Origin of the sequence: Rhodococcus sp. 1R11, assembly GCF_004563845.1 — a bacterium.
GTDB lineage: Bacteria > Actinomycetota > Actinomycetes > Mycobacteriales > Mycobacteriaceae > Rhodococcoides.
Genome location: NZ_SPNG01000002.1, coordinates 184,545 through 208,680, shown reverse-complemented (window position 1 = coordinate 208,680; position 24,136 = coordinate 184,545). Strand labels below are relative to the sequence as shown.

Genomic DNA, 24,136 nt, shown 5'->3' with positions numbered 1-24,136 from the left:
GTCTCACTCCTTCGTCAGTAGTTCTCGGGGGTATGCGGTGAAGGTTTCGACGCCGGTGTCTGTGACTCGGACTGCTTCGGACACCTCGTATCCGTAGTCGTCCATCCACATTCCGCCGATGATGTGAAAGGTCATGTTCTCGGCCAGGACGGTCTCGTCGTCGGTGCGTAGGCTCACCGTGCGCTCGCCCCAGTCGGGGGCGTACGCGACGCCGATCGAGTAGCCGATGCGCGACGGTTTGTGGAGGCCGTGCTTGGCCAGGCTGGTGTTCCATACCTGAGCCAGCTCGGTTGCGGTGACCCCCGGGCGGACTGTCGCCAGTACCTCGTTCAGTGCTTCACCGGTGGATTCCGCCAGGTATTTCAGACGCGGACTCGGCTTGCCGAGCACGATCGTCCGAGCCATCGGAACGTGGTACCGCCGGAACACGCCGGCCAGTTCGACGACGGTGGTCTCGCCGCGTACGAACCGTTGGTCCGACCACGTCAGGTGCGGAGTGTCCGCTCCTGCCCCGGTCGGCAGCATGGGCACGATGGCTGGGTGATCGCCGCCGTAGTCGGCTGTGCCGCGTACCTGTGCGTTCATGATGGCGGCAGCGGCATCGCACTGCCGTTCCCCCACCGAAATTGCTTGGTGCGCAGCAGACATCGCGGACTCGCACACCGTCGCCGCGCCGCGCATCAACGCGATCTCGGCCGGCGACTTGACCACGCGGATCCAATTGACCAACTCGTACGAGTCGGTGAATCGGTACTCGGGTAGCGATTTGACGAGCGCTTCGAAGGCCTTGGGGCTGAAGTAGTACGAGTCCATCTCCAGTCCCACTTGACCGTGCTCGAAGTTGTTCACCAACCCCAGCTCTCGTAGCTTGGCGGCTACCCAGACGAACGGGTGGGTGTCTCTGCGCTGAACGAACGTCTCCGGGTATCCGAAGGTGTGGTCCTGCGGCAACCACGATGTACGGAACGCACCGTTCGCGTCCATCTCACGAGCGAAGAAGTACAGCTCGCCGTCCAGCGGCACGTACAGCATCTGCGGGGTGTAGAACGAGAGTGCGTTGTAGCCCAGCAGATAGTAGAGATTCGCGGGGTCGGTGACGATCAGCGCGGTCAGGTTCTGCGACGCCATGCGCCGCCGGACGGCTGCGAGCCGTTCGGCGTATTCCTCGTCGGTGAACGTGATGGGCGTGCTGTTCGGTACGTCCGGGTAGCGAGCCAGGCCGGGAGCAGCCCGTCCTGGAGTCTGCGCGGGTCCGATTGCGGTGACGTAGGCATCGTCGGATGAGGCGTTCACGGGCACCCCCTTCGGGGAGTTCTTTTAGTAGATTGTTGACAATCAGGCTATCCGCTGGTGCTGGCGGGGAGCAAGGGCTGCCGTGTTAAAGCTGTGTTGCGCCCGAAGGCTCTACCCGGGTGTTGCGAGTACGGATTGCTCGGCCTGTTCGTCGACCATGGCTCGCGTCAGATCGTGCACGGCGGTGTCCATGTGTTCGTGGACGCCCTTCTCGAGCGCATCCCAATCCGATCCCAGCAGCAGATCGACGATCAGCTGATGTTCCTCGACCAGGGCCTCGGGACGGTAGTAAGCAGTTTCGAGATTTGCCATGCAAATGCGTGCCTCAGCCGCCAGCGTGGCGTACATACGCGACATCCGACTGTTCCTCGTGGCCGCTACCAGTGCGGTGTGAAAAGCAAGGTCCCGTTCGGCAAGACCACGCCAATCCGCCCGATCGATGAACGGCTGCATCTGCATCACGATGGCCGAGAGTTCGTCCGCAGTCTTGGTCAGCTGCGCACGATCTCCATGTACCAGAGTCCATGCCGCACCGACCTCGATCGCTGCGCGCGACTGGTAGATCTCGGCGACGTCGTCGCTGCTGAGCTCGACGACGAACACACCGCGGTTGCGGTAGCTGACGAGCAATCCCTCCTGATTCAGACGCTGCAACGCCTCTCGCACGGGGCCACGTGAGATCTCCAGCTCCGCCGCGACATTGGCCTCGTTGATCTGTTCTCCGGGCGCGTAGGACCCGTCGATGATGCGATCGCGAATCTGATCCGCGATCACCATCGACGTGTTGCGTGCGTCGATCGGTGTCAGGCGTCTCGAACCGGGCATGATCAGAACCTTCCTCAGCTGCGGGGAATCGCGAAGTATTTGTACTCCAGAAACTCGTCTATCCCGACCTTCCCGCCCTCGCGGCCGAGTCCCGATTGTTTGACGCCACCGAACGGGGCCGCCGGATTCGACACCAGCCCGGTGTTGAGCCCCACCATGCCCACCTCGAGGCGCTCCCCCATTCGCAATGCCCGATCGATGTCCTGGGTGAACACGTATCCGACCAGTCCCCATTCGGTGTCGTTGGCCAGCGCGACGACCTCGTCCTCGGTGTCGAAGGGAACGATGGCGGCCACGGGGCCGAATATCTCCTGCGACATCAGATCCGATTCGGTATCGACATCGGTCAGGACGGTCGGTGGGTAGAAGTAGCCCGGCCCGTCCGGGGCCGCACCTCCGACGAGGGCGCGGGCACCGCGGGCGAGAGCATCGTCGACCAGCGCCTGAACCTTGCCCCGACCTGCGTCGTCGATCAGCGGCCCCACCTCGGTCCCGTGGGAATCACCCGCGCCCACCCTCAGCGAGCCCATTCGGTCGGCCAAAGCATCCGAAAATTGTTGTACAACACTGCGATGAACGAAGAACCGGTTCGCTGCGGTACATGCCTCACCCATGTTGCGCATCTTGGCAACCATGGCTCCGTCGACGGCGCGGTCGAGGTCTGCATCGTCCATGACCACGAAGGGTGCATTCCCGCCCAGCTCCATCGACGTCCGCATCACCGTCGCCGCTGCCTGTTCGAGCAGAATCTTGCCCACCGCAGTGGATCCGGTGAAGCTGATCTTGCGAGCAGCGCCGCTGCTCATCCACGACCCCACGACACCCGACGCATCGGTGGTCGGCACGATGTTGACGACGCCCGCAGGCACCCCTGCCTCGTGCAGAATCTGCACCAGCGCAAGTGCGGTCAGCGGCGTCTGCTCGGCGGGCTTGAACACGACGGTGCAGCCTGCCGCAAGGGCAGGCCCGATCTTGCGAGTTCCCATGGCCAGCGGGAAGTTCCACGGCGTGACGAGAATGCAGGGCCCGACCGGCGCGCGGGTGACCACGATGCGGTTCTTCCCGTCTCCGGTCAGGGTGTGATCACCCGAGATGCGTACCGCTTCCTCCGAGAACCAGCGGAAGAACTCCGCTCCGTACGCCACCTCGCCGCGCGCGTCGGCGAGCGGTTTGCCCATCTCGGCGGTGATGATCGCGGCGAGCTCCTCCGAGCGAGCCATGATCATCTCGTATGCCGTCCGCAATATCTCGCTTCGCACTCGCGGTGCTGTGGCCGCCCACTCTGCCGCGGAGTCGACGGCTGCAGCAAGCGCTTTCTCGGCGTCCGCGATGCCGCCGTCCGCAACCGTGGCGATGACCTCGCCCGTGGCCGGGTCCACGACATCGAATCGGGCGTCCGATACCGACGGCGCCCACTCACCGCCGATGAAACAGTCTGTGGGAGAGGTGATGCGCGGTCGCGTAAGGCTGGTGGTCGAGCTGGCGGTCATGGCCGCGGTCCTTTCGTCGAACGTGGATCGAGTATCTGTGCCAGGTGTACGGACGCATCGTTGCCCGAATCACCGGTGAGCTGGCGCACCTGCATGTGACAGCTGAATCCATCGGTCAGAACAGGAGTGTCGGGTTCGGTGGCCCGTAACGCGGGCGCGAGAGCCTGCTCTGCGACATCCATGCTGAGCTCGTAATGCCGACTTTCGAAACCGAAATTACCTGCAACTCCGCAACATCCGGTGGCCTCACGTACCGACTCGACGCCCACGGCCGCGAGGGCACGGCGCTGCGTTGCATCGCCGAACACGGCGTATTCGTGGCAGTGGGTCTGCACCGTGACCGCAGCGGGCATGTCGCCCGAGGGCTGCCAGCCCGCGCTTGCTTGATCGATCACCGCTCCGGCGAAGCTCTGTACGCGCGCCGCGACCCTCCTCGCCGCGTCCGTGGGAACAAGTTCGGGCATGTCCTTACGGAACGCGGCCGCGCAGCTCGGTTCGGTCACGACGATCGGTCTGTCGGTACCGTCGTCCAGCGCCGCAACGGCTTTCGTCAGCTGCTTGCGAGCGGACTTCAGCTGACCCGTCGAAATCCACGTCAAACCGCAACACACATCCGTTCGGCATTCGGTGCTGCGTCCGGAGTCTTCGAGAACGCGTTGCGCCGCACCCGCGACCTCGGGGCGAAATCCTTGTGTGAACGTGTCGACGACGAGCACCACATCGGCGTCGCGGCCACCGCCGACTCGGACGGCATCGGCCAGTTCCTTCGACGACGCAAACCGAGGCAACGCGCGTTCGGTGGTCAGCCCACCCATGCGTGCCGCCACTGCCGACACCCGGGGTGTCAGCAGACGATTGAGCAGCGGTGCCGTTCGCTTCGTCACCGCGAGCCATCGAGGCAGCCACCCGAGCGAGTAGTGCGAGAGGGGCCGCAGCCGCCTCGCGTAGTGATGGTCGAGGAACTCCGATTTGTACGTGGCCATGTCGACGCCGACCGGACAGTCCGAGGAGCAGGCCTTGCACGACAGGCAGAGATCGAGCGACTCCGCAACGTCCTTCGAGGCCCATCCGTCTGCCACCGTCGGAGAACTGCGCACCATCTCTTGCAGCACCCGCGCCCGGCCTCGCGTCGAATCCTTCTCGTCACCCGTCGCACGGTAGCTCGGACACATGACGCCACCGGTTGTCGTTCGACATTTCCCCACGCCCACACAGGATTGGGTGGCATGGACGAACGGGTCCAGATCGGGTCGCGACCCTATCTGGTGCAGATCGAAGCTGGTCTTCCACTCCCGGGCCGGGATGCCTCGAAGCATCAGGTTGTCCATCAGGGGTTCGGGGTCGGTGATCGATCCCGGGTTCAGGATTCCCGCGGGGTCCCAGATGCGCTTGAACCGGGAGAAGGCGTCGAGCATGCGAGGGGAATACATGACCGGCAACAACTCCGAGCGCGCGCGGCCGTCACCGTGCTCGCCCGAAAGACTGCCGCCGTGCTTGACGACGACGCGTGCGGCAGCGCGCAGGAAGTCGTACATCACTCGTCGTCCGGCGTCGGTGCGTTGGTCGAAGGTGATACGTACGTGCATGCAGCCGGCACCGAAGTGGCCGTACATCACTCCGGTCAAGTCGTGCTCGGCCAGAAGCGAATTCAGGTCCGCGAGATACGCCGACAGGTTTTCCGGTGCCACGGCGGCATCTTCCCAACCGCCCCAGGACTCGACGCCGCTCGCCAGGCGCGTCGCCAACCCAGCACCGTCCTCGCGCACCCGCCACAACGCTGCGCGATCGGCCGCATCGGTCACGATGCGACCCTCCTTGACGCGCCCGAGCCGACCGAGCGCCTCGAGCAACCGAGATGCCTTGTCCTGCACCTCTGTCGCATCGGCCCCGTCGAGGTCGACGTACAACCAGGCATTGCCTGCAGGGAGACCTCGCACCGAGTCCGGTCCGCGGCGATACTCCATCGTGCCGGCGATGTTGTCGTCGATTCCTTCGACGGCCGCTGGTGAGAATTCGAGAATGGTCGTCACGTCCGCCGCGGCGGCCACCACGTCGTCGTATCCGAGACACAGCAGCAGTGCGGCTGGGGGTACGGGCACGACGGCGACGGTCACCGACACGATCACCGCGCAGGCACCTTCGCTTCCGACGAGTGCCCGGGCAACGTCGAAACCGTTCTCCGGCAACAGATGCGAGAGGTGGAATCCCGATACCTGACGCGGGATGCGACTCAACTCGACCCGCAGGAGGGCCAGGTTGTCGGACACCAGCGAGCGCAGCTCGTTCGAGATACGTTCGGCTGCAGCGACAGCCGCCGAGTCCTGGGTTCGCAGCGCCTGCACACCGGTGCGCGTGACTCGGAGCAGGCATCCATCGGCGGTCACCACGTCCATGGCCACCGTGTGGTCGGCGGTGCGTCCGTACCGCACGGAGTGGTTACCGCACGCGTCGTTGCCGACGGCCCCGCCCACCGTCGCGCGGGTCTTGCTGGACGGGTCGGGCGCGAAGGTGAACGCACCGTCGGTCCGCGTCACCAACTGACGTTGCAACTCCGAGATGACGATTCCGGGCTCGACGACAGCAGTTCTGGACTCGGTGTCGACCGAGAGCACCCGGTTCATGTGTCGCGAGAAGTCGAGGACGACTCCGCGGCCGATTGCGTTGCCCGCCATGGAGGTACCGCCGCCACGCCCGATGACGACAACTCCGGCGGCGGCACACAGCGACACGACCGTAGCCACTTCGTCGGCGCTGCGCGGAAAGACGACAGCGGCCGGTGGGATTCGGTAGTTCGACGCGTCGTAGGAGTATTCGGCCAACCGTCGAGACGAATCGTCGACGTCGATGCCCAGTCTTCGCACTCGCTGTACGAGTGCGGGCACCTCGGAACGAACAGGGGCTGCTGTCACAGCACGTTCTTCAATGTCCGCGACAACGCGTCGAGTCCGAACGTCATCTCGTCGTCGCTCACGATCAGGGCGGGGATGATACGAACCACGTTGCCGAGCGCACCGCAGGTGAGCAACAGCAGCCCTTCGTCGATGGCACCCTGTTGCACCCGCAGAGCAGCGGCGGCGTCGGGATTGCCCGAGCTGTCGACGAATTCGAGCGCCTGCATCAATCCGAGCCCCCGGGCGTCACCGATGGCCGGGTGCTGTTCCTTCAGCGCCAGAAGACCGTCGAGGAGAGCTCGGCCCTGCGCTGCCGCGTTGTCGACCAGACCTTCCTCGCGCACGACGTCGAGGGTTGCGACTCCCGCCGCAGCAGCGACGGCGTTACCGCCGTAGGTTCCACCTTGTGACCCCGGCCATGCCTTGCCCATCAACTCTGCCGAGGCGGCGATCGCCGAAATCGGGAAACCGCTGGCGAGCCCCTTTGCGGTGATGAGGATGTCGGGAGTGATCGACGAATGCTGGTGGCCCCAGAACGTTCCGGTGCGTCCGACTCCGGCTTGCACCTCGTCGACGATCAAAACGATGTCGTGCGTGTCGGCGCGTTCACGCAAGCCCTCGAGGAATGCGGGAGGCGTGGGGAGGTACCCGCCGTCGCCCAGGACCGGCTCGATGATGAACGCGGCCGTGTCGGCGGGGCTGGACATCGTCATCAGCAGGTAGTCGAGTTCCTTCAGCGCGAAGGCGACTGCGGTGTCCATGTCCCATCCGTACCGAAATGCATACGGAAACGGAGCGATGTGCACCCCACCCATGATCGGCGAGAATCCGGATCGAAATTTGGTGCCCGCAGTGGTGAGCGATGCAGCCGCCACCGTTCGCCCGTGAAAGCCGCCGTGGAATGCAACGATGTTCGGTCGACCGGTTGCCATGCGCGCCAATCGGATCGACGCCTCGACCGCCTCGGATCCCGAGTTCGCGTAGAACACACTGTCCAACCCGGCAGGCAACACTTCTCCGAGCTTGTCCGTCAGCGCGAGCAGGGGTTGATGCATGACGGTCGTGTACTGGGCGTGGATGATCTTGCCCACCTGCTCGCGAGCTGCCTCCACCACGCGGGGATGGCAATGACCGGTGCTGGTGACGCCTATTCCGGTGGTGAAGTCGAGGTATTTGCGCCCGTCGGTCCCGATGATCCAGCTGCCCTTTCCGTGGTCGACGACGATCGGAGTCGCCTGCTTGAGTGCGGGGCTGAGGTGGGTGCGAGTCGACGCTGTCATGGGTGCCATCGTCACCCACCGATTCCGGATTGTCAACAATCTGCAATTGCGGATTCGGAGCCGGATCACGCCGTTCGGTCGAGCCCAGGGCGATAGGGTTCGGTCGTGTCCGCATCGAACCCTCGCCCGAACAGCCCGCGCATCGTCGTACTGGGCAGCATCAACATGGACCTGATCACTCGCACCCCCGCCCTGCCGGAACCGGGCGAAACCGTGTTGGGGACGTCGTTCGACACCGCTCCGGGCGGCAAGGGTGCCAATCAGGCGATCGCGGCGTCGAAGTCGGGAGCTCACGTGAGCTTCGTCGGGGCGGTCGGGGACGACGAATTCGGGCCGACACTGCGACACACGCTCACCAGCGCAGGCGTCGACGACCTCGCTCTGCGAACCGCAGCAGGAGCCTCCGGTATCGCCGCCATCACCGTCGACGACCGAGCCGAGAACAGCATCGTCGTCGTCGCCGGAGCCAACGGCGGTGTGCACGACCTCACCGACGACGACCTGGCAGTCATCGGCGGTGCCGATATCCTGCTGTGCCAGTTGGAGATTCCCCTCGAGACCGTGCTCGCTGCGTTCGAGTACGCGCACTCCCACGACGTCGTGACGATGCTCAACCCGTCCCCCGTCCAAGATCTGCCCGACGCTCTCGTTGCCGCCACCGACGTCCTGGTGGTCAACGAGGCCGAGGAAGCGCGCATCGGGAGTCGGGCGAACGACATAGAACATGTGGTCACCACGCTGGGCGCACGAGGCGCGAGATACCGCGGCTCGGAATCGTTCGAAGTACCCGCACCGAAGGTCGAGGCGGTCGACACCACCGGAGCGGGCGACGCATTCGCTGGAGCACTGGCGGCGTCCTGGTCGAGCGGACCCCGCACTGCAATCGAATGGGCCGTTGCCGCAGGTGCTTTCGCTGCGACGGGGGCGGGCGCAAGCTCGTCCTCGGGAACGAGGGCCCAAATCGACTCCCTCCGCAGTACGGATGCGCGATGACTGCGTACGACCCGGCTGAGCTCCGCCTGCTGCGCCGCGCGCGCGATCGGATGGATCGCGATTTCGCGCAACCGCTCGACGTCCCTTCACTCGCCAGAACCGCGCTGATGTCCACTGCACACTTCAGTCGCCGTTTTCGGGAGGCCTACGGCGAGACGCCGTACGCACATCTGATGACACGACGGATCGAGCGCGCCAAAGCGCTGCTGCGACGCGGAGACGTCACGGTCACCGAGGCATGCTTCGCAGTCGGCTGTACCAGCCTCGGGTCGTTCAGCTCGAGATTCACCGAGATAGTGGGCGAGACACCGAGCGCCTACCGTGCCCGCGATCATCGTGGCAGCCACGCCGTACCCAGCTGCACGGCGATGGTTCTCGGACGCCCGATGCGAGGGTCGACATCCCCGACGGCGACGGTCGCCGAGCCGAGCAGAATCGAAGAAGCATCTGCGGCCGGGGCGTCCTAGCCTTCATCCATGACACTTTCACTGAGCCACGTTCACGTCTACACCGACGACCCCGATGCCTCGGTTGCGTTCTACCGGGACGCGCTCGGACTCGAGGTCAAGAGCGAGGTGGCCAACGACGGCTACCGGTGGATCACGCTGTCCACCAGCGAACAACCGGAGATCGAGGTCGTGTTGTCGCAGCCGCACGCGGGCCGTTCACAGGAACTGGGCGATCAGCTCGCTGCGCTGCTCGCCAAGGGCGAGTTGCCGGGACTGCTGTTCCGCGCCGACGACCTCGATGCCGCGTTCGAGCGGATCCGCGCGGCGGGTACGGGCGAGATACTGCAGGAGCCGACGAGTCAGCCCTGGGGTGCCCGCGATGCCGCGTTCCGTGATCCGGCGGGAAACATGGTGCGCGTCAGTCAGGCCTGAAGCGCGGCGCTCGCCTCGACTACAGAACCGAGGCGAGCGCAAGCCCGCCCCCGCACGCGAGTACGGACGCCACCAGCGTGCCGATCGCGTTGAGGGCGGCGTCGGCCCGACGGCCCTGCTGCAGTAACCGCACGGTGTCCACGCTCGACGTGCTGAAGGTGGTGTATCCCCCACAGAACCCGGTTCCGAGAACCGCCTGCACATCGGTGGAGCCGGCGCGCAGCATCACCCAGCCGGCGAGCAGCCCGAGCAGGAACGAGCCCGAGACGTTGATGCCGACGGTTGCCCACGGGAAGCTCGTGCGCGAGCTCAGCCGTGACTTCACCTCCGCATCGACGAAGAATCGCGCGACCGACCCGAGCGCGCCGGCCAGGATCACCAGGGCCGCGATCATCGGATCACCCTGCCGGCGAACACAATCCCAGCTCCGGCCGCCACAACTCCCAGCACCACACTGACGACGGCGTATGCCGACGCCAGTCCGCTGAACCCGCCCCGGACACCCTCGACCGTTTCGAGGGCGAAGGTGCTGTACGTGGTGAACGCGCCGCAGAACCCCGAACCGCCGAGCAGCCGGAGCCGACGCCGTCCCCCCGTATCGGGACCACTGCGCAGCAGCGACTCGAGCAGTAGCCCCAGCACGAAAGCACCGACGATGTTGATTCCGAACGTGGCGAGAGGCCACTGCGACGTCGTGTGCGGGAGACGTTCCTCGATCGCGTAGCGAGCAGCAGTGCCTGCCGCGCCGCCGGCGAATACCGTTGCCAAGGCCGCGAGGTTGCGGTGCGATGCCGGGTCGCTCACCGCCGGCTCTGCTCTCTGTCGTACCGATGCTGCACGATGAACAGTATGACGACAGCGACGCACGCGACCGTAGGCAACTTGCGCGAAGACGCCGAAAGGCTGCTGCGTGAGCTCGCCGGCCCCGATGCGGCGTTGCGCGAGGACCAGTGGACGGCAATAGAGGCGCTGGTCGTGCACCGTCGGCGGGCGTTGGTGGTGCAGCGGACCGGTTGGGGCAAGTCGGCTGTCTACTTCATCGCCGCGAAACTACTGCGCGCTCAGGGTCTGGGCCCGACGGTCATCGTGTCGCCACTGCTGGCGTTGATGCGAAACCAGGTCGCCTCTGCGCAGCGCGCCGGGGTACGGGCGGCGACCATCAACTCGGGCAACATGACCGAGTGGGACGAGATCCATCAACAGGTGAATTCGGGTGAGCTCGACGTGCTGTTGGTCAGCCCCGAGCGCCTGAACAATCCCGACTTCCGCGACCAGGTGCTGCCGTCGTTGGCCGGTGACGCCGGCCTGGTGGTGGTCGACGAGGCCCACTGCGTCTCCGATTGGGGACATGATTTCCGGCCCGACTACCGTCGGATCCGAACCCTCATCGCCGAACTGCGCGACGGCATACCCGTGTTGGCCACCACGGCGACAGCGAACGACCGGGTGGTCGACGACGTCGCCGCCCAACTCGGTGTCGGCGGCGGAGACACCCTGGTCCTGCGCGGCGGACTCGCGCGGGACTCACTACGGATGTCGGTGGTGCGGATCGAGAACGCCACCGAGCGCGCAGCGTGGCTCGGCGATCACCTGAAGACCCTGCCGGGCTCGGGAATCATTTACACGCTGACGGTGTCGGCCGCCAAGGATCTAGCCGCGCTGCTCACCGACCAGGGCCACGTCGTGGCGTCGTACACCGGTCAGACCGACCCCACCGAACGCGAGTCACTCGAAGCCGACCTACTCGCAAACCGGGTCAAGGCGCTCGTCGCGACCTCCGCACTCGGCATGGGGTTCGACAAACCCGACCTCGGCTTCGTCGTGCACATGGGGGCACCGTCCTCGCCGATCTCCTACTACCAGCAGGTCGGTCGCGCCGGCCGCGCCACCGAACGCGCCGACGTCGTGCTCCTCCCCGGCCACGAGGACCGGCAGATCTGGAGCTATTTCGCCTCCGTCGCATTCCCGCGGGAACATCTCGTGCGACAGGTCATCGATGCACTCGATACCGACAAGGCTCAGTCGACCCAAGCTCTCGAGCCACTGGTCGAACTCAATCGCAGCAGGCTCGAGATGGTGCTCAAGGTCCTGGACGTCGACGGTGCCGTCAGACGCGTCCGTGGCGGGTGGATGGCCACCGGCGAGTCGTGGACGTACGACGCGAGCCGCTACGAACGCCTCGAGCAAGCCAGGGACCGTGAGCAGCAGGCGATGCTCGACTACCAGAGCACCGACGGATGCCGGATGGAGTTTCTGCGTCGGCAACTCGACGACCCCGATCTGGGCGCACCCGGCACCGAGTCCGACCGTTGCGGCCGATGCGACAACTGCACGGGCGAGCATCTCTCGTCCGCGGTCGACGCCGCGTCGGTCGACTCTGCGAGGGCCCGGCTCGATCGCCCCGGACTCGATCTTCAGCCCCGAAAGCAGTGGCCGAGTGGGATGAAGAAGCTCGGAGTATCGCTCTCGGGCAAGGTCAGCAACCCGCACCGACCGGGTCGCGTTCTCGGCCGCCTCACCGACCTCGGGTGGGGTGGACGTCTGCGCTCTCTACTGGATGCACCCGACGCTCCCGTCACCGAGGCGCTGGAGAAGGCCTGCATCTCGGTACTGGCCAACTGGGACTGGGCCGACCGGCCGACCGCCGTGCTGGCCCTCGACTCCCCCACCCACCCGCTGCTGGTGCGCTCGGTAGCCGAGCGCCTGGCAACCGTCGGGAAGCTGGAAAACCTGGGAGTAATGCAGGTCAGACCAGGACATCCCCCGGTATCGGCCGCGAATTCGGCCTTCCGCGTTGCCGGCCTGGTGGACTCGTGGGAGGTTCCGGACGTATCGTCCGTGGACGGGCCGATTCTGCTCGTCGATCTGCTCACCGACACCGGTTGGACGTTCACGTGTGCCACCGCCGCGCTGCAGGCTGCGGGAGCGGACGCGATCCTTCCCTTCGCATTGGCAACGCCCAAGTAGGGCTCCGGCACAACGTGCGGGTTTGAAAACGCGCCAGGTGGGTACCGACAGCCGATCCTGATTTATGTGAGCACCATCACAATCGGCGGTTAACCAGGCAAAGCATGTCCGATTCGGGCGTCGATTCTCCGACGCACTCGATATGCTCCCGCCACCTTGTTACGGTCGTATTTCCTATGAAGCCTGCATTGCTGAGAGGTACCCCGCTCACTGCGCCGGACGCAGTGAAGTTTCGTAAGCCACAGATCTCCGACGGAGTCCGGCTCTGGGAGATCGCAAGAGATTCACGAGTTCTGGATCTGAACTCCAGCTACTCGTACGTGTTGTGGTGCCGAGATTTTGCGGCCACCACCGTCGTATCCGATATCGACGGCCGCGCAGTCGGTTTCGTCACCGGATACATCCGCCAGGACGCCCCTCGAACGCTGTTCGTGTGGCAGGTCGCCGTGGATGCGGACCAGCGCGGCAAGGGACTTGCCGGTCGCATGCTCATGGAGCTGCTCGACCGCCTCGAGCCACAGGGCATCACGCACCTCGAAACCACGATCAGCCCGGACAACGAAGCGTCCATCGCAACCTTCACCAGCCTCGCACGCAAGCGAGGTACCGACATCGTCAAGTCGGATTTGTTCGCGCCCAACGATTTCCCTGATAGCCACGAAGCAGAAGAGCTCTACACCGTAGGCCCGGACGCATCGCGGATTTACGAAAGGAACAAGCAGAACATGACCGAAAAGAACACAGTGACAACAGAGAAGCCCGATGTATTCGAGACCGTCGAGTCCGGCGTGCGTAGCTACAGTCGCCAGTGGCCCGCCGTGTTCACCACCGCGAAGAACTCGGTCATCACCGACGAGAACGGCAACGACTACCTCGATTTCTTCGGTGGCGCAGGCGCACTCAACTACGGCCACAACAACGACATGATCAAGAGCGCGTTGGTGGACTACATCACCAGCGATGGCATCACCCACGGACTCGACATGTCCACCGTCGCCAAGCGTGAGTTCCTGGAGTCGTTCAAGAAGAACATCCTCGACCCCCGCGGCTTGGACTACAAGGTTCAGTTCCCCGGCCCGACGGGCACGAACACCGTCGAGGCAGCGCTCAAGCTCGCTCGCAAGGTCACCGGGCGCGAGGCGATCATCAACTTCACCAACGCATTCCACGGCATGACACTCGGCGCGTTGTCGGTCACCGGCAACTCGATGAAGCGAGCTGGCGCCGGAATTCCCTTGGTGCACACCACTCCGATGCCGTACGACAACTACTTCGGCGGCGTCACCGAGGACTTCCAGTGGTTCGAGCGCGTTCTCGACGACTCGGGCAGTGGATTCAACCGTCCGGCCGCGGTGATCGTAGAGACCATTCAGGGCGAGGGCGGCATCAACGTCGCACGTCCGGAGTGGTTGCGCGCGTTGGCCGAATTGTGCTCGCGACGCGAAATTCTGCTGATCGTCGACGACGTGCAGATGGGCTGCGGCCGCACCGGCCAGTTCTTCTCGTTCGAGGAAGCCGGCATCACCCCGGACATCGTCACCCTGTCGAAGTCCATCGGCGGCTACGGCATGCCGCTGGCGCTGACGCTGTTCAAGCCCGAACTCGACGTCTGGGCACCGGGTGAGCACAACGGCACCTTCCGCGGCTTCAACCCGTCGTTCGTCACGGCGAAGGCAGCCATCGACCACTACTGGTCCGACGACAAGTTCGAGAAGGAAACCCTCGCCAAGGGCGAGCACATCCAGGATCGGTTCATCAAGCTGTGCGCCAAGTTCGACGGCATCTCGACCCGCGGCCGCGGCATGGTCCAGGCCCTGGTGTTCGACGACGCCGAGTTGGCCGGCAAGGTGTCTCAGCTCTGCTACGACGAGCGTCTGCTCGTCGAGACCGCAGGCCCCAAGGACGAGGTCGTCAAGCTTCTTCCCCCGTTGACCACGACGATCGACGAGCTCGACCGCGGCCTGGACATCATCGAAAGTGCAGTGGCAAAGGTCCTCTCCTAGAGACCCGTTCGCACACACCGACATCGAAGGAGGACATCGTATGATCGTTCGCACCACACAGGAGATCACCGGCACCGACCGCGACATCTCGAGTGAAGACGGCAACTGGCGCAGCAAGAGAATCATTCTCGGCGGCGACAAGGTCGGATTCTCGTTCCACGAGACCACGATCCAAGCCGGCACGGTGAACAACTTCCACTACGCCAACCACGTCGAGGCCGTCTGGCTGATCGAAGGCGAGGGAACGCTCACCGACCGCGAGACCGGAGAGACCTACGAGCTGGGTGCGGGATCGATGTACCTGCTCAACGGACACGAGCGCCACACGGTCGAGCCGCGTACCCAGATGCGCATGCTGTGTGTGTTCAATCCTCCCGTCGTCGGCAACGAAACTCACGACGAGAACGGCGTGTACCCCCTCGTCGAGGTACCCGCGTAACGCATCTCTCGACAACACCGGGCCCGCATCGACGCATTGTCGGTGCGGGCCCGGTGTCGTCGTCCTCGATCGATGCATGGCACGACTCTTCGCTATCCTGGACGAGGTGAATGCTCCGACCGCGTCCGCGGAAACGTATCGGCAATTGTTCTCGATGCTGGACGGAAGAACCGTTGCCGTGCTCACCGGTGCCGGCATGTCGACCGACTCCGGAATTCCCGATTATCGGGGTCCGAAGTCACCGCCGCGCAATCCGATGACCTTCCAGCAGTTCATCGGTGATGCCGAGTTCAGAAGGCATTACTGGGCGCGTAATCACGTGGGTTGGCGACACATGGACGCGGCAGTGCCCAACGACGGCCACCGAGCCCTGACCCGTCTCGAACGCGCAGGAGTCGTCACCGGCATCATCACCCAGAACGTCGATATGCTCCACACCAAAGCCGGCAGCCGCAACGTCATCGATCTCCACGGTGTCTACGCCCGCGTACGCTGCCTGAACTGCGAGCGCTTGGTGTCGAGGTTCGAGCTGGCACGACGCCTGGACCGAGCCAACCCGGGCTTCGTCGAATCCGTTGCTCCGGCCGAGGGCGTCGAGATCGCACCCGATGCCGACGCGGTCATCTCGTCCACCGCGCATTTTCGGATGGTCGATTGCGAATCCTGTTCCGGCATACTCAAACCCGACATAGTCTATTTCGGCGAGAGTGTTCCCAAACCGCGCGTGGCCGAGGCCTTCGACGTCGTCGACCGCAGTGACGCACTGCTGGTGCTCGGGTCCTCGCTGACCGTGATGTCGGGCCTGCGATTCGTCAGACACGCGTTCAAGACCGGCACGCCCGTTGTCATCGTCAATCGGGGTTCCACCCGAGGCGACGAATTCGCCTCTCTCACACTGCATACCGGCTGCTCGGAAACAGCGACAGCGCTGGCCGACGCTTCCGATCAGGCGCGGACGAGATCGTCCGCGTGAACCACCGGACGCTGTAGCTCCGCGGCCAACTCCCCCGTGGACCGCCCGAGCATTCCGGACAACTCCCCGGAGTCGTAGGCCACGACTCCGCGGGCCACGAGTACACCGTCGGTGTCGACGAGCGAGACGACGTCTCCGCCGTGAAAAGCACCGGACACGGCCGTGATCCCCGCAGACAACAGTGACCTACGCCGCTCGACGACCGCTCGCACGGCGCCGGCATCGAGGTGTAGCTCACCTGCCGCGTCGGCCGCATGCCGCACCCAGAACTTTCGCGCCGACAACCGCGTCGGGCGCGCCGCGAAGGCGGTGCCCACTGCTGACGTCGTCAGAGCGTGAGCAGCGTCGGATGCCGCGGCCAGCAGCACCGGAACACCGGCGTCGGCCGCCAGGCGAGCAGCAGAGAGTTTGGAGGCCATACCGCCGGTACCGAGCGCTCCCCCGGAACCGGCCACGACGCCGTCCAGATCCTCCGGGCTGGTCACCTCGGGAATCAACGTGGCCGAACCCTTACGCGGATCACCGTCGTAGAGCCCGTCCACATCCGAGAGCAGGAACAGCGCGTCGGCACCGACGAGGTGTGCCACGAGTGCCGCCAATCGATCGTTGTCACCGAACCGAATCTCGGCGGTGGCCACGGTGTCGTTCTCGTTGACGATCGCTACTGCGCCGAGCGACCGTAGCCGATCCAGGGTGCGCTGGGCGTTACGGTGATTGGTTCGCCGCGCGATGTCCTCGGCGGTCAGCAACACCTGCCCGACCGTGCGGCCGTACCGGTGGAACGACGAACTCCAGGCGTTGACCAGAGCAAGCTGCCCTACGCTGGCCGCAGCCTGCTTCGTTGCGAGGTCACGTGGGCGTCTGGTGAGGCCGAGCGGTGCCATGCCGGCACCGATCGCGCCCGACGAGACGACGACCACGTCGGTGCCGCTACGCATCCGCGACTCGATGGCGTCGGCCAAGAGGTCCAGTCGAGCCAGGTCGAGGCCGGCATCGAGGCTGGTGAGGGCCGAGGATCCGATCTTGACCACGATGCGCTTGGCGTCGGCGATCGTACGACGGGTATCGGTGAGAGCCTCTGCGGGCGAATCGGATTCACGCACCGACACCTCGTCTACTCCTGTTCGGTATCGAGCCCGCGGCGAACCTGACGGGCGTGCTTGCGCTCGGAGGCACCGATGCGCTCGACCTGGTCGAGTCGAGCATCGGTGCCGCGGCCGGTCATCGTGATCTCGACACCGGCCGGGGTCTGCGGTTCCCAATCGAAGGACACCTCACCGATGGTGACCGACGCGCCCGGCTGAGCGCCCGCCTTGATCAGCGCGTCCTCGACGCCGAGCCGCGCGAGACGGTCTGCGAGGTAGCCGACGGCTTCGTCGTTGGTGAACTGCGTCTGGCGCACCCACCGTTCCGGACGGGTACCGCGCACGATGAAGCCGTCCGGGATGTCCGGATCCTTGACGACCTTGAAGCTGTCGTCGTTTCGTGCGACAGGACGCAGCACCTGACGCCGCGGCTCCGGTGCCGGATGAGCTGTGCGGTAATCCTCGACGAGCTTCGCCAACGCGAACGTCAGGGGCTTGAGGCCGGCGCGCGTCACTGCGGAGATGGTGAACACCGGCCAGCCGCGAGACTCGAAATCCGCGGTGACCATCTCGGCGAGCTCGGCACCCTCGGGAATGTCTGCCTTGTTCAGTACGACGATGCGGGGCCGGTCGGCGAGATCACCGAGGCTGGCATCACCGGACAGAGCCGGCTTGTAGGCCGCCAACTCCGCTTCCAGAGCGTCGACGTCGGAGATCGGGTCGCGGCCCGGATCCAGTGTCGCGCAATCGACTACGTGTGCGAGCACAGCGCATCGCTCGAGGTGACGGAGAAAGTCCAGTCCGAGACCGCGGCCTTGACTCGCGCCGGGGATCAGCCCGGGGACGTCGGCGACGGTGAAGGTGGTGTCTCCACTGGAGACGACACCGAGGTTGGGCACCAGTGTGGTGAACGGGTAGTCGGCGATCTTCGGCTTCGCTGCGGACAGCACCGAGACCAGCGAGGACTTACCGGCCGACGGGAATCCGACGAGGCCGACATCGGCGACGGACTTGAGTTCGAGGACGAGTTCGCGTTCGATGCCCTCTTCGCCGAGCAGAGCGAAGCCGGGTGCTCGGCGAGCCTTGGATGCGAGAGCAGCGTTGCCGAGCCCTCCGCGCCCGCCTGGAGCGGCGTCGAAACGTGTTCCCTCGCCGATCATGTCGGCGAGGACGTTGCCCTTCTTGTCGAGCACGACGGTGCCGTCGGGGACCTTGAGAATCAGGTCCTCACCGTTGGCACCCTCGCGGTTTCCTCCCATGCCCTGAGTTCCGTTGCCGGCCTTCGCATGACTGGAGAAGTGGAAGTCGAGCAACGTGTGGACGTTGCTGTCGACGACGAAGATGACTCCGCCGCCCTGGCCGCCGTTGCCGCCGTCCGGGCCGCCGAGAGGCTTGAACTTCTCGCGGTGAACCGAAGAGCAGCCGTTGCCACCTTTGCCGGCGCTGACGTGCAGCACCACGCGGTCGATGAATCGTGACATAGCTGTCTTCGATCCTTTCTGGAAGAAAAACGGGGTGAAAAAAAGCGATAGGGGCGGACCGGTCTCGTGACCCTGGTCCGCCCCTATCGGGAGCTGTGAACGTACGCGGTGGACTTCCGACCCGGGCAGTTGCCCGCCGTGCCGGCCATCGTGAGCGCGAGCTGCAGAAGGACTAGGCCTCTACAGTGACCGGAACGATGTTCACGGTCTTGCGTCCGCGCTTGGCACCGAATTCGACTGCGCCGGGAGCGAGTGCGAACAAGGTGTCGTCTCCGCCACGGCCGACGTTGACGCCGGGGTGGAAGTGCGTGCCGCGCTGACGGACCAGGATCTCGCCTGCGCCTACGGTCTGGCCGCCGAAGCGCTTGACGCCGAGGCGCTGTGCGTTCGAGTCGCGACCGTTACGGGAGCTTGATGCACCCTTCTTATGTGCCATGTTGCATACCCTCCTCGGGGTGAATCAGCTGAAAAGAACTCGGGTCCGGTAAGACCTGGTTACTTGATGCCGGTGACCTTGAGGACAGTCAGCTTCTGCCTGTGTCCCTGACGCTTGTGGTATCCGGTCTTGTTCTTGAACTTGTGGATGCGGATCTTCGGGCCCTTGGTGTGCTCGACGATCTCACTGGCGACCGAGATCTTTGCCAGCTTGTCTGCATCTGTGGTCAGGTCGGATCCGTCTACGACGAGGACCGGAGCAAGCGAGACAGCAGTGCCGGGCGCTCCCTCGATCTTCTCGACCTTGACGAGGTCACCAACAGCGACCTTGTACTGCTTTCCGCCGGTCTTGACGATCGCGTACGTTGCCATCGGAGGGCTACCCCTTGCTTCTTCGAACTTGCTCGCGTTGCGCATGGCACCGCGACTGGTCTGGTAAAACGTGTTTGCTTGCTCCCATTCGGCCGATCCGGACCGAACTGCATCCGAACCACTCGAGAACTGTTTCCACTTGCAGGACCGCTAGGCACAACAAGACAGTGTCACCGGGAGCGACTTATCAAGGTTACGGCAGAGAGACGGCCAGGGTCAAACCGCCTCGACCCCTACACATCGATGTCCACCGGCGGGCCTGCCGGACGTGCCGCTGCCCGTCTCCTGCGCGGACGTGCGGTCGGCACTTCCACCTGCTCGACAGGCTGCTCCGCCGCCGCTGTCAGCGGCGCTGAATCGGCCACCGTGTCACCGCCGGCCGGACCTGCGTCGGCAACATCGTCGGCGTCTGCAGTGGCCGAAACCACCATCAGCACACCGGCATCCGGCGCAGCACTGGTCGGCGCGGCGGCCTTCCGAGCCACCCGTCGACCCCGTCGTGGGGTGGCCACCACCGGCTCCGGCTGGGCGGGGACGTCGTCGGACGACTGCGTCGCACCGGTATCCGCGGAACCGCCGTCGCCGGCGGATTCTGCAACCGGCACCGGCTCGTGAGCCTGCGCGCTGTCCACGGTTGCTTGCGCGACGTCCGCGTCCTCGTTCGCCGCTGCCGCGACAGCCACGTCCTCCGCCGAGACCACGGTGACCGACTCGTCCTTGTCGCCGGCGGTGCCGGACGGTGCCTGCGAGACCTCTGCGGGGCTGACATCGGCGACCACGTCGTCGTGGTGCGCTGCCATCGCCAGGGCCACGGGGTGTGCCCGCTTGATCGACGGGTCGACCACCGGGTGGTCGGTCCCGTCCGTCGTGCCCGACTGTCCGTTCGGCGTCGACCGCTCGGTGTTGTCGGACCGATCGTTTCCATCGGACTTGGCGTCCTTGCCGCGTCGACGCCTGCTGCCGTTGCCCGAACCGTTCGAGTCCGAACGTGACGAGCTCGGGCGTCCACCGTCGGAGTCCGGCTTGGCGTCGATCGGGAACGGATGCACGATGATTCCGCGACCCTGGCAGTGCTCGCACGTGGTGGAGAAGGCCTCGACCAATCCCGTGCCGAGCTTCTTGCGCGTCATCTGCACCAGACCGAGGGAGGTCACCTCCGACACCTGATGACGGGTCCGGTCACGGCCCAACGCCTCGGTCAGGCGGCGTAGCACCAGATCGCGGTTCGATTCCAGCACCATGTCGATGAAGTCGACGACGATCATGCCGCCGATGTCGCGCAGACGCATCTGCCGAACGACTTCCTCGGCCGCCTCGATGTTGTTGCGGGTGACGGTCTCTTCCAGGTTGCCGCCGGAGCCGGTGAACTTTCCGGTGTTGACGTCGACGACCGTCATCGCCTCGGTGCGATCGATCACCAGCGTGCCGCCCGAGGGCAACCACACCTTGCGATCGAGGGCCTTGGCCAGCTGTTCGTCGATGCGGTGAGCTGCGAACACGTCCACGGAGCTGCCGTTGGCCTCGTATCGCTGCAGGCGCTCCATCATGTCCGGAGCGACGGTTTCCACGTAGTTCGACGTGGTCGTCCACGCCTTGTCGCCCTCGATGACGAGCTTCGAGAAGTCCTCGTTGAAGAGGTCGCGAATGACCTTCACCAACATGTCGGGCTCTTCGTACAGCGTCTGCGGCTGCACGCCCTTGCCTGTTTCGGCGTTCGCGGACCGCTCTTCGATGCTGGTCCACTGGGCCTGCAGCCGCGTCACGTCGCGCGCGAGTTCTTCCTCGCTGACGCCCTCGGCCGCGGTCCTGATGATGACGCCGGCCTCGGGGGGAACGATGTCGCGCAGAATTTCCTTGAGTCGCTTGCGCTCGGTGTCGGGCAGCTTGCGGCTGATGCCGGTGGAACTGCCACCGGGAACGTAGACGAGGAAGCGTCCGGCCAACGACAGCTGAGTCGTCAAGCGAGCGCCCTTGTGGCCCACCGGGTCCTTGCTGACCTGTACCAGAACCTGATCGCCCGGCTTCAGCGCCTGCTCGATCTTGCGCGCGCTTCCGCCGAGACCGGCGGCGTCCCAGTTGACCTCGCCTGCGTACAGCACACCGTTACGGCCACGGCCGATGTCGATGAACGCCGCTTCCATACTGGGCAGCACGTTCTGCACACGGCCGAGATAGACGTTGCCGACCATCGAAGCGGTCGCGCTACTGGTCACGAAGTGCTCCACCAGAACGCCGTCCTCGAGCACGGCGACCTGCGTGGTCAACGGATGATCCGGGGTGGCCTTCTCGCGAACGACCATCACGCGGTCCACCGATTCGCGACGAGCGAGGAATTCCGATTCGGTCAGAATCGGCGGACGACGTCGCCCGGCATCGCGGCCGTCACGGCGACGCTGCCGCTTGGCCTCGAGCCGAGTCGAGCCGGAGATGCCCTGCACCTCGTCGCGCGGTGCGCGGCTCTTGTTGCGCGGCTCGCGTTCGTGCACGACGGTGTTGGGCGGGTCGTCCTCGGACGAGGCAGCTGCTTCTGCCGCGGCCTCGGCTCCGGTCTTACGACGGCGACGTCGGCGACGACGACGGCTCGAGCCGTCTCCGTCCGAGTCGCCGTTGTCGGAGTCGCCGAAGTTGTCCTGAGCGCCGGACTCGGACTCGTCGTCATTGTCCTCACCCTGATTGTCCGACGCGTCGGCGGTGGCGTCGGTAGTGGAGTTCTGCCGATCGGACCCGCGGCCGCGTGACCGCGAGCGACGCGAACGCCGTCCCGAACTCGAGGGCTGGTCGTCGCTGGAGGTCTCGTCGGCATCGGAATCGTCGGACTCGTCCGCTCCGGTGGACTCGCCGTCCGCCGACGCGGCGGACGTGGCGCTGTCCGTCTCGGAGTCGGTGTCGTCCGAATCCTCGTCGGTCGAGTTGTCGTCGGACGAGTTGTCGTCGGACGACTGCTCTCCGCGTCCACGCCCACGACCGCGGCGTCCGCGCCGACGGCGACGGGGCTGGGATTGGTCGTCGTCGTCCCCCGAGCCGTCCGCGGCCGAGGAAGCCCCGGACTCGTCGGACGACGCATCCGATGCACCGGACTCGGGAGCGCCGGACACAGCGGTGTCCTGCGCGACGGTGTCGGCGGCGACCGTCGAGACGTTCTCGGCGACGGGCGACTCGCCGGTGGCGGGCTCGTCCGTGGCCTTGTTGTCGGACGCAGCGTTGCCCTCGGACGGTGCCTCGTCCTTGGGTGCGGCCTTGCGACTACGTCGACGCCGTGCGGGGGCCTCGGACGGAGCATCCGCCGATTCTGCTGCGGGCTCTGCCGCGGCCGGCTGCAGGAACACCGGCGTTGCGAAGGTCGTGGCCGTGGGTTGGGCCGCCTCGGGCTCGGCCGTGGGCGCGCTGGTGAACAGCGTTGCCTCGGCAGCGGGGACCTCTAGCGAGGGGGCCGTCTCGGCCGGGACCTCGACCGATGCGGGCTCGGGCTGCTGGTCTGTCGACGCAGCCGGTGCCGACGACTCCGCTACGGAAGCATCTAGGCCGGGTGCGGTCGGCCCGTTGACGGAATCGCGCACCGATTCGGCAACGTCTCGGCTCAGACTCGACTGCGCGCTGCGGGCTTCGATGCCGAGCTCACCGAGAGTGACAAGCAACTGCTTGCTGGTCACGCCCAGAATTTTCGCCAGGGCATGCACACGCAGCCTGGTCGGCAATTCGATGGTGTCGGGTTGCACGGAAGCCGCGTCGGAATTCACGGACGACACCGCGTCGGTGTCCTCCGGACTTCCTGCGTTCGTGCTCTGTACATCTTCGGGCGGGCTTTGATCGGCCACGTAGTCTCCTCGGGCCCCCGGGCGCGTTCATCCGAAATCGGGTGTGACGCGGCCACGCGAGGGCAATCCTTGTGTACTCACGTCGGGTTGGACGTCAGCTGTTCGGTCTCGCTCTCCACAAATCGTTTGAGCCACCTCGTGAATCTCGGTGGCCGACGACGGCGTGTGCAGTGCCTGGCTGGATGGTGGTGTCTCGGCGATCCGAGCGCCTGATCATCAAGCATGAACGCGAACGAGCCTGTCTCTCGTTCGCGACTCTGCGATGACGGGCAGCGGGTCGACGACAGTCATCCGATCGATCCCACGAGCACTTTTTCTCTAGCGAACTTCGGTGGAGCTGAACAGAGGTGGAGCGTGTGAACGTACATGTGCTGTGGGGTCGATCTCCGTCGAGTATCCCACACGCGATGATCCGTACGAGCCACGCCGCACCGATCGGACATCGAGCGGGTGCGGCGTGACTGCGGAAGTGCTCTGCGACGGGCTTCTAGGAGGCGGTCAGGTCGGGAAACCAGAGGGCGATCTCGCGCTCTGCGGATTCCACCGAATCGGATCCGTGTACCAGGTTCTGCTGACCGTCGAGGGCCAGGTCACCTCGGATCGTGCCGGGAACTGCTTTGGCAACCGGATCCGTGCCGCCGGCGATCTGACGGAAGGCTTCGATGGCACGGGGGCCTTCGAGAACCGCGGCCACCACAGGCCCGGAGGTGATGAACTCGAGGAGGTCGGGGAAGAACGGCTTGCTCTCGTGCTCAGCGTAGTGAGCCGAGGCCACGTCGCGAGAGACGGTCTTGAGCTCGAGGGCGACGATGCTCAGACCCTTCTTCTCCACGCGGCCGAGGATCTCTCCTACGTAACGCCGGGCAACTCCGTCTGGCTTGATCAGTACTAGGGTGCGATCGGTCACGTCGAC

General features: G+C 65.3%; 20 protein-coding genes and 1 pseudogene. 8 read left to right on the top strand and 13 right to left on the bottom strand.

Features of this window, described 5'->3' with window-relative positions; translation table 11 throughout:
- Positions 1-3: 3 nt before the first annotated feature.
- The 5 genes from E4P29_RS04200 to E4P29_RS04180 form a co-directional block, all read right to left on the bottom strand.
- Entirely contained in the window at positions 4-1,182 is a 1,179-nt protein-coding gene (locus E4P29_RS04200; protein WP_280634523.1) for a Xaa-Pro peptidase family protein, read from the bottom strand.
- 222 nt (positions 1,183-1,404) lie between these two features.
- The gene (locus E4P29_RS04195; protein WP_245154155.1) at positions 1,405-2,118 is read right to left on the bottom strand and encodes a GntR family transcriptional regulator; all 714 of its coding nucleotides are present in this window, start codon (positions 2,116-2,118) and stop codon (positions 1,405-1,407) included.
- A 14-nt stretch (positions 2,119-2,132) separates the two neighbouring features.
- Positions 2,133-3,608: an NAD-dependent succinate-semialdehyde dehydrogenase gene (locus E4P29_RS04190; protein WP_135042223.1), complete on the bottom strand. Its 1,476-nt coding sequence runs from the start codon at positions 3,606-3,608 to the stop codon at positions 2,133-2,135.
- The gene (locus E4P29_RS04185; RefSeq protein ID WP_245154178.1) at positions 3,605-6,490 is read right to left on the bottom strand and encodes an FAD-binding and (Fe-S)-binding domain-containing protein; all 2,886 of its coding nucleotides are present in this window, start codon (positions 6,488-6,490) and stop codon (positions 3,605-3,607) included. Before E4P29_RS04185 ends, E4P29_RS04190 begins: the two co-directional genes overlap by 4 nt.
- Positions 6,491-6,513: 23 nt before the next feature.
- On the bottom strand, positions 6,514-7,779 hold the full coding sequence (locus E4P29_RS04180) for an aminotransferase class III-fold pyridoxal phosphate-dependent enzyme (protein WP_135042219.1): 1,266 nt from the start codon (positions 7,777-7,779) through the stop codon (positions 6,514-6,516).
- 105 nt (positions 7,780-7,884) lie between these two features.
- Here E4P29_RS04180 and E4P29_RS04175 point away from each other — a divergent pair, with 105 nt between their 5' ends.
- The 3 genes from E4P29_RS04175 to E4P29_RS04165 are packed head-to-tail and all read left to right on the top strand — an operon-like array spanning position 7,885 to position 9,653.
- Positions 7,885-8,772 (top strand): ribokinase, encoded by an 888-nt coding sequence (locus E4P29_RS04175; RefSeq protein WP_135042217.1) that lies wholly within the window; start codon positions 7,885-7,887, stop codon positions 8,770-8,772.
- Positions 8,769-9,239 carry a helix-turn-helix transcriptional regulator gene (locus E4P29_RS04170; protein WP_135042215.1) on the top strand — a complete coding sequence of 157 codons (471 nt, stop codon included), beginning with the start codon at positions 8,769-8,771 and terminating at the stop codon, positions 9,237-9,239. The genes E4P29_RS04175 and E4P29_RS04170 overlap by 4 nt, the downstream gene beginning before the upstream one ends.
- Positions 9,240-9,248: 9 nt before the next feature.
- Positions 9,249-9,653 carry a VOC family protein gene (locus E4P29_RS04165; RefSeq protein WP_135042213.1) on the top strand — a complete coding sequence of 135 codons (405 nt, stop codon included), beginning with the start codon at positions 9,249-9,251 and terminating at the stop codon, positions 9,651-9,653.
- Positions 9,654-9,672: 19 nt separating this feature from the next.
- Here E4P29_RS04165 and crcB read toward each other — a convergent pair whose 3' ends face one another.
- Positions 9,673-10,047, bottom strand: a complete 375-nt coding sequence (crcB, locus tag E4P29_RS04160) for a fluoride efflux transporter CrcB (protein WP_135042210.1) — start codon at positions 10,045-10,047, stop codon at positions 9,673-9,675.
- On the bottom strand, positions 10,044-10,457 hold the full coding sequence (locus tag E4P29_RS04155) for a CrcB family protein (RefSeq protein ID WP_135042208.1): 414 nt from the start codon (positions 10,455-10,457) through the stop codon (positions 10,044-10,046). Before E4P29_RS04155 ends, crcB begins: the two co-directional genes overlap by 4 nt.
- A gap of 45 nt (positions 10,458-10,502) precedes the next feature.
- On the opposite strand from E4P29_RS04155, the gene E4P29_RS04150 reads away from it, so the two are divergent.
- The 5 genes and pseudogenes from E4P29_RS04150 to E4P29_RS04135 all read left to right on the top strand — a co-directional run bounded on the left by E4P29_RS04150 (position 10,503) and on the right by E4P29_RS04135 (position 16,035).
- A complete protein-coding gene (locus E4P29_RS04150; RefSeq protein ID WP_135042206.1) occupies positions 10,503-12,620 on the top strand; it encodes a RecQ family ATP-dependent DNA helicase in 2,118 nt (705 codons plus the stop codon).
- A 104-nt stretch (positions 12,621-12,724) separates the two neighbouring features.
- Positions 12,725-13,297: pseudogene (ectA, locus tag E4P29_RS26270) on the top strand (diaminobutyrate acetyltransferase); the annotation flags it as partial.
- Positions 13,298-13,345: 48 nt separating this feature from the next.
- On the top strand, positions 13,346-14,623 hold the full coding sequence (gene ectB / locus E4P29_RS04145; RefSeq protein ID WP_052058464.1) for a diaminobutyrate--2-oxoglutarate transaminase: 1,278 nt from the start codon (positions 13,346-13,348) through the stop codon (positions 14,621-14,623).
- Between the two features lie 40 nt (positions 14,624-14,663).
- A complete protein-coding gene (locus E4P29_RS04140; protein ID WP_032379201.1) occupies positions 14,664-15,062 on the top strand; it encodes an ectoine synthase in 399 nt (132 codons plus the stop codon).
- 154 nt (positions 15,063-15,216) lie between these two features.
- Positions 15,217-16,035: a Sir2 family NAD-dependent protein deacetylase gene (locus E4P29_RS04135; protein ID WP_135042709.1), complete on the top strand. Its 819-nt coding sequence runs from the start codon at positions 15,217-15,219 to the stop codon at positions 16,033-16,035.
- On the opposite strand, the gene proB is transcribed toward E4P29_RS04135, so the two are convergent.
- From proB to ndk, 6 genes are all read right to left on the bottom strand, one after another.
- On the bottom strand, positions 16,008-17,138 hold the full coding sequence (gene proB, locus E4P29_RS04130; RefSeq protein WP_135042204.1) for a glutamate 5-kinase: 1,131 nt from the start codon (positions 17,136-17,138) through the stop codon (positions 16,008-16,010). The genes E4P29_RS04135 and proB overlap by 28 nt on opposite strands.
- 11 nt (positions 17,139-17,149) lie before the next feature.
- Positions 17,150-18,601, bottom strand: coding sequence for a GTPase ObgE (gene obgE, locus E4P29_RS04125; protein ID WP_135042201.1), 1,452 nt, complete (start codon positions 18,599-18,601; stop codon positions 17,150-17,152).
- A gap of 172 nt (positions 18,602-18,773) precedes the next feature.
- Complete coding sequence (rpmA, locus tag E4P29_RS04120) at positions 18,774-19,037, bottom strand: 50S ribosomal protein L27 (protein ID WP_027497554.1); 264 nt, start codon at positions 19,035-19,037, stop codon at positions 18,774-18,776.
- Between the two features lie 59 nt (positions 19,038-19,096).
- Positions 19,097-19,408, bottom strand: a complete 312-nt coding sequence (rplU, locus tag E4P29_RS04115; RefSeq protein WP_027497555.1) for a 50S ribosomal protein L21 — start codon at positions 19,406-19,408, stop codon at positions 19,097-19,099.
- Positions 19,409-19,641: 233 nt separating this feature from the next.
- Complete coding sequence (locus E4P29_RS04110) at positions 19,642-23,223, bottom strand: translation initiation factor IF-2 N-terminal domain-containing protein (RefSeq protein WP_135042199.1); 3,582 nt, start codon at positions 23,221-23,223, stop codon at positions 19,642-19,644.
- A 487-nt stretch (positions 23,224-23,710) separates the two neighbouring features.
- Positions 23,711-24,130 carry a nucleoside-diphosphate kinase gene (gene ndk, locus E4P29_RS04105; RefSeq protein WP_027497557.1) on the bottom strand — a complete coding sequence of 140 codons (420 nt, stop codon included), beginning with the start codon at positions 24,128-24,130 and terminating at the stop codon, positions 23,711-23,713.
- Positions 24,131-24,136 lie beyond the last annotated feature (6 nt).

Bases quoted from the DNA above. Each gene is read 5' to 3' on its own strand.
- E4P29_RS04195 (WP_245154155.1), bottom strand. From the start codon at position 2,118: ATGCCCGGTTCGAGACGCCTGACACCGATCGACGCACGCAACACGTCG.
- E4P29_RS04190 (WP_135042223.1), bottom strand. From the start codon at position 3,608: ATGACCGCCAGCTCGACCACCAGCCTTACGCGACCGCGCATCACCTCT.
- E4P29_RS04180 (WP_135042219.1), bottom strand. From the start codon at position 7,779: ATGACAGCGTCGACTCGCACCCACCTCAGCCCCGCACTCAAGCAGGCG.
- E4P29_RS04170 (WP_135042215.1), top strand. From the start codon at position 8,769: ATGACTGCGTACGACCCGGCTGAGCTCCGCCTGCTGCGCCGCGCGCGC.
- E4P29_RS04165 (WP_135042213.1), top strand. From the start codon at position 9,249: ATGACACTTTCACTGAGCCACGTTCACGTCTACACCGACGACCCCGAT.
- crcB (WP_135042210.1), bottom strand. From the start codon at position 10,047: ATGATCGCGGCCCTGGTGATCCTGGCCGGCGCGCTCGGGTCGGTCGCG.
- E4P29_RS04150 (WP_135042206.1), top strand. From the start codon at position 10,503: ATGACGACAGCGACGCACGCGACCGTAGGCAACTTGCGCGAAGACGCC.
- ectB (WP_052058464.1), top strand. From the start codon at position 13,346: ATGACCGAAAAGAACACAGTGACAACAGAGAAGCCCGATGTATTCGAG.
- E4P29_RS04140 (WP_032379201.1), top strand. From the start codon at position 14,664: ATGATCGTTCGCACCACACAGGAGATCACCGGCACCGACCGCGACATC.
- E4P29_RS04135 (WP_135042709.1), top strand. From the start codon at position 15,217: ATGCTGGACGGAAGAACCGTTGCCGTGCTCACCGGTGCCGGCATGTCG.
- obgE (WP_135042201.1), bottom strand. From the start codon at position 18,601: ATGTCACGATTCATCGACCGCGTGGTGCTGCACGTCAGCGCCGGCAAA.
- rpmA (WP_027497554.1), bottom strand. From the start codon at position 19,037: ATGGCACATAAGAAGGGTGCATCAAGCTCCCGTAACGGTCGCGACTCG.
- rplU (WP_027497555.1), bottom strand. From the start codon at position 19,408: ATGGCAACGTACGCGATCGTCAAGACCGGCGGAAAGCAGTACAAGGTC.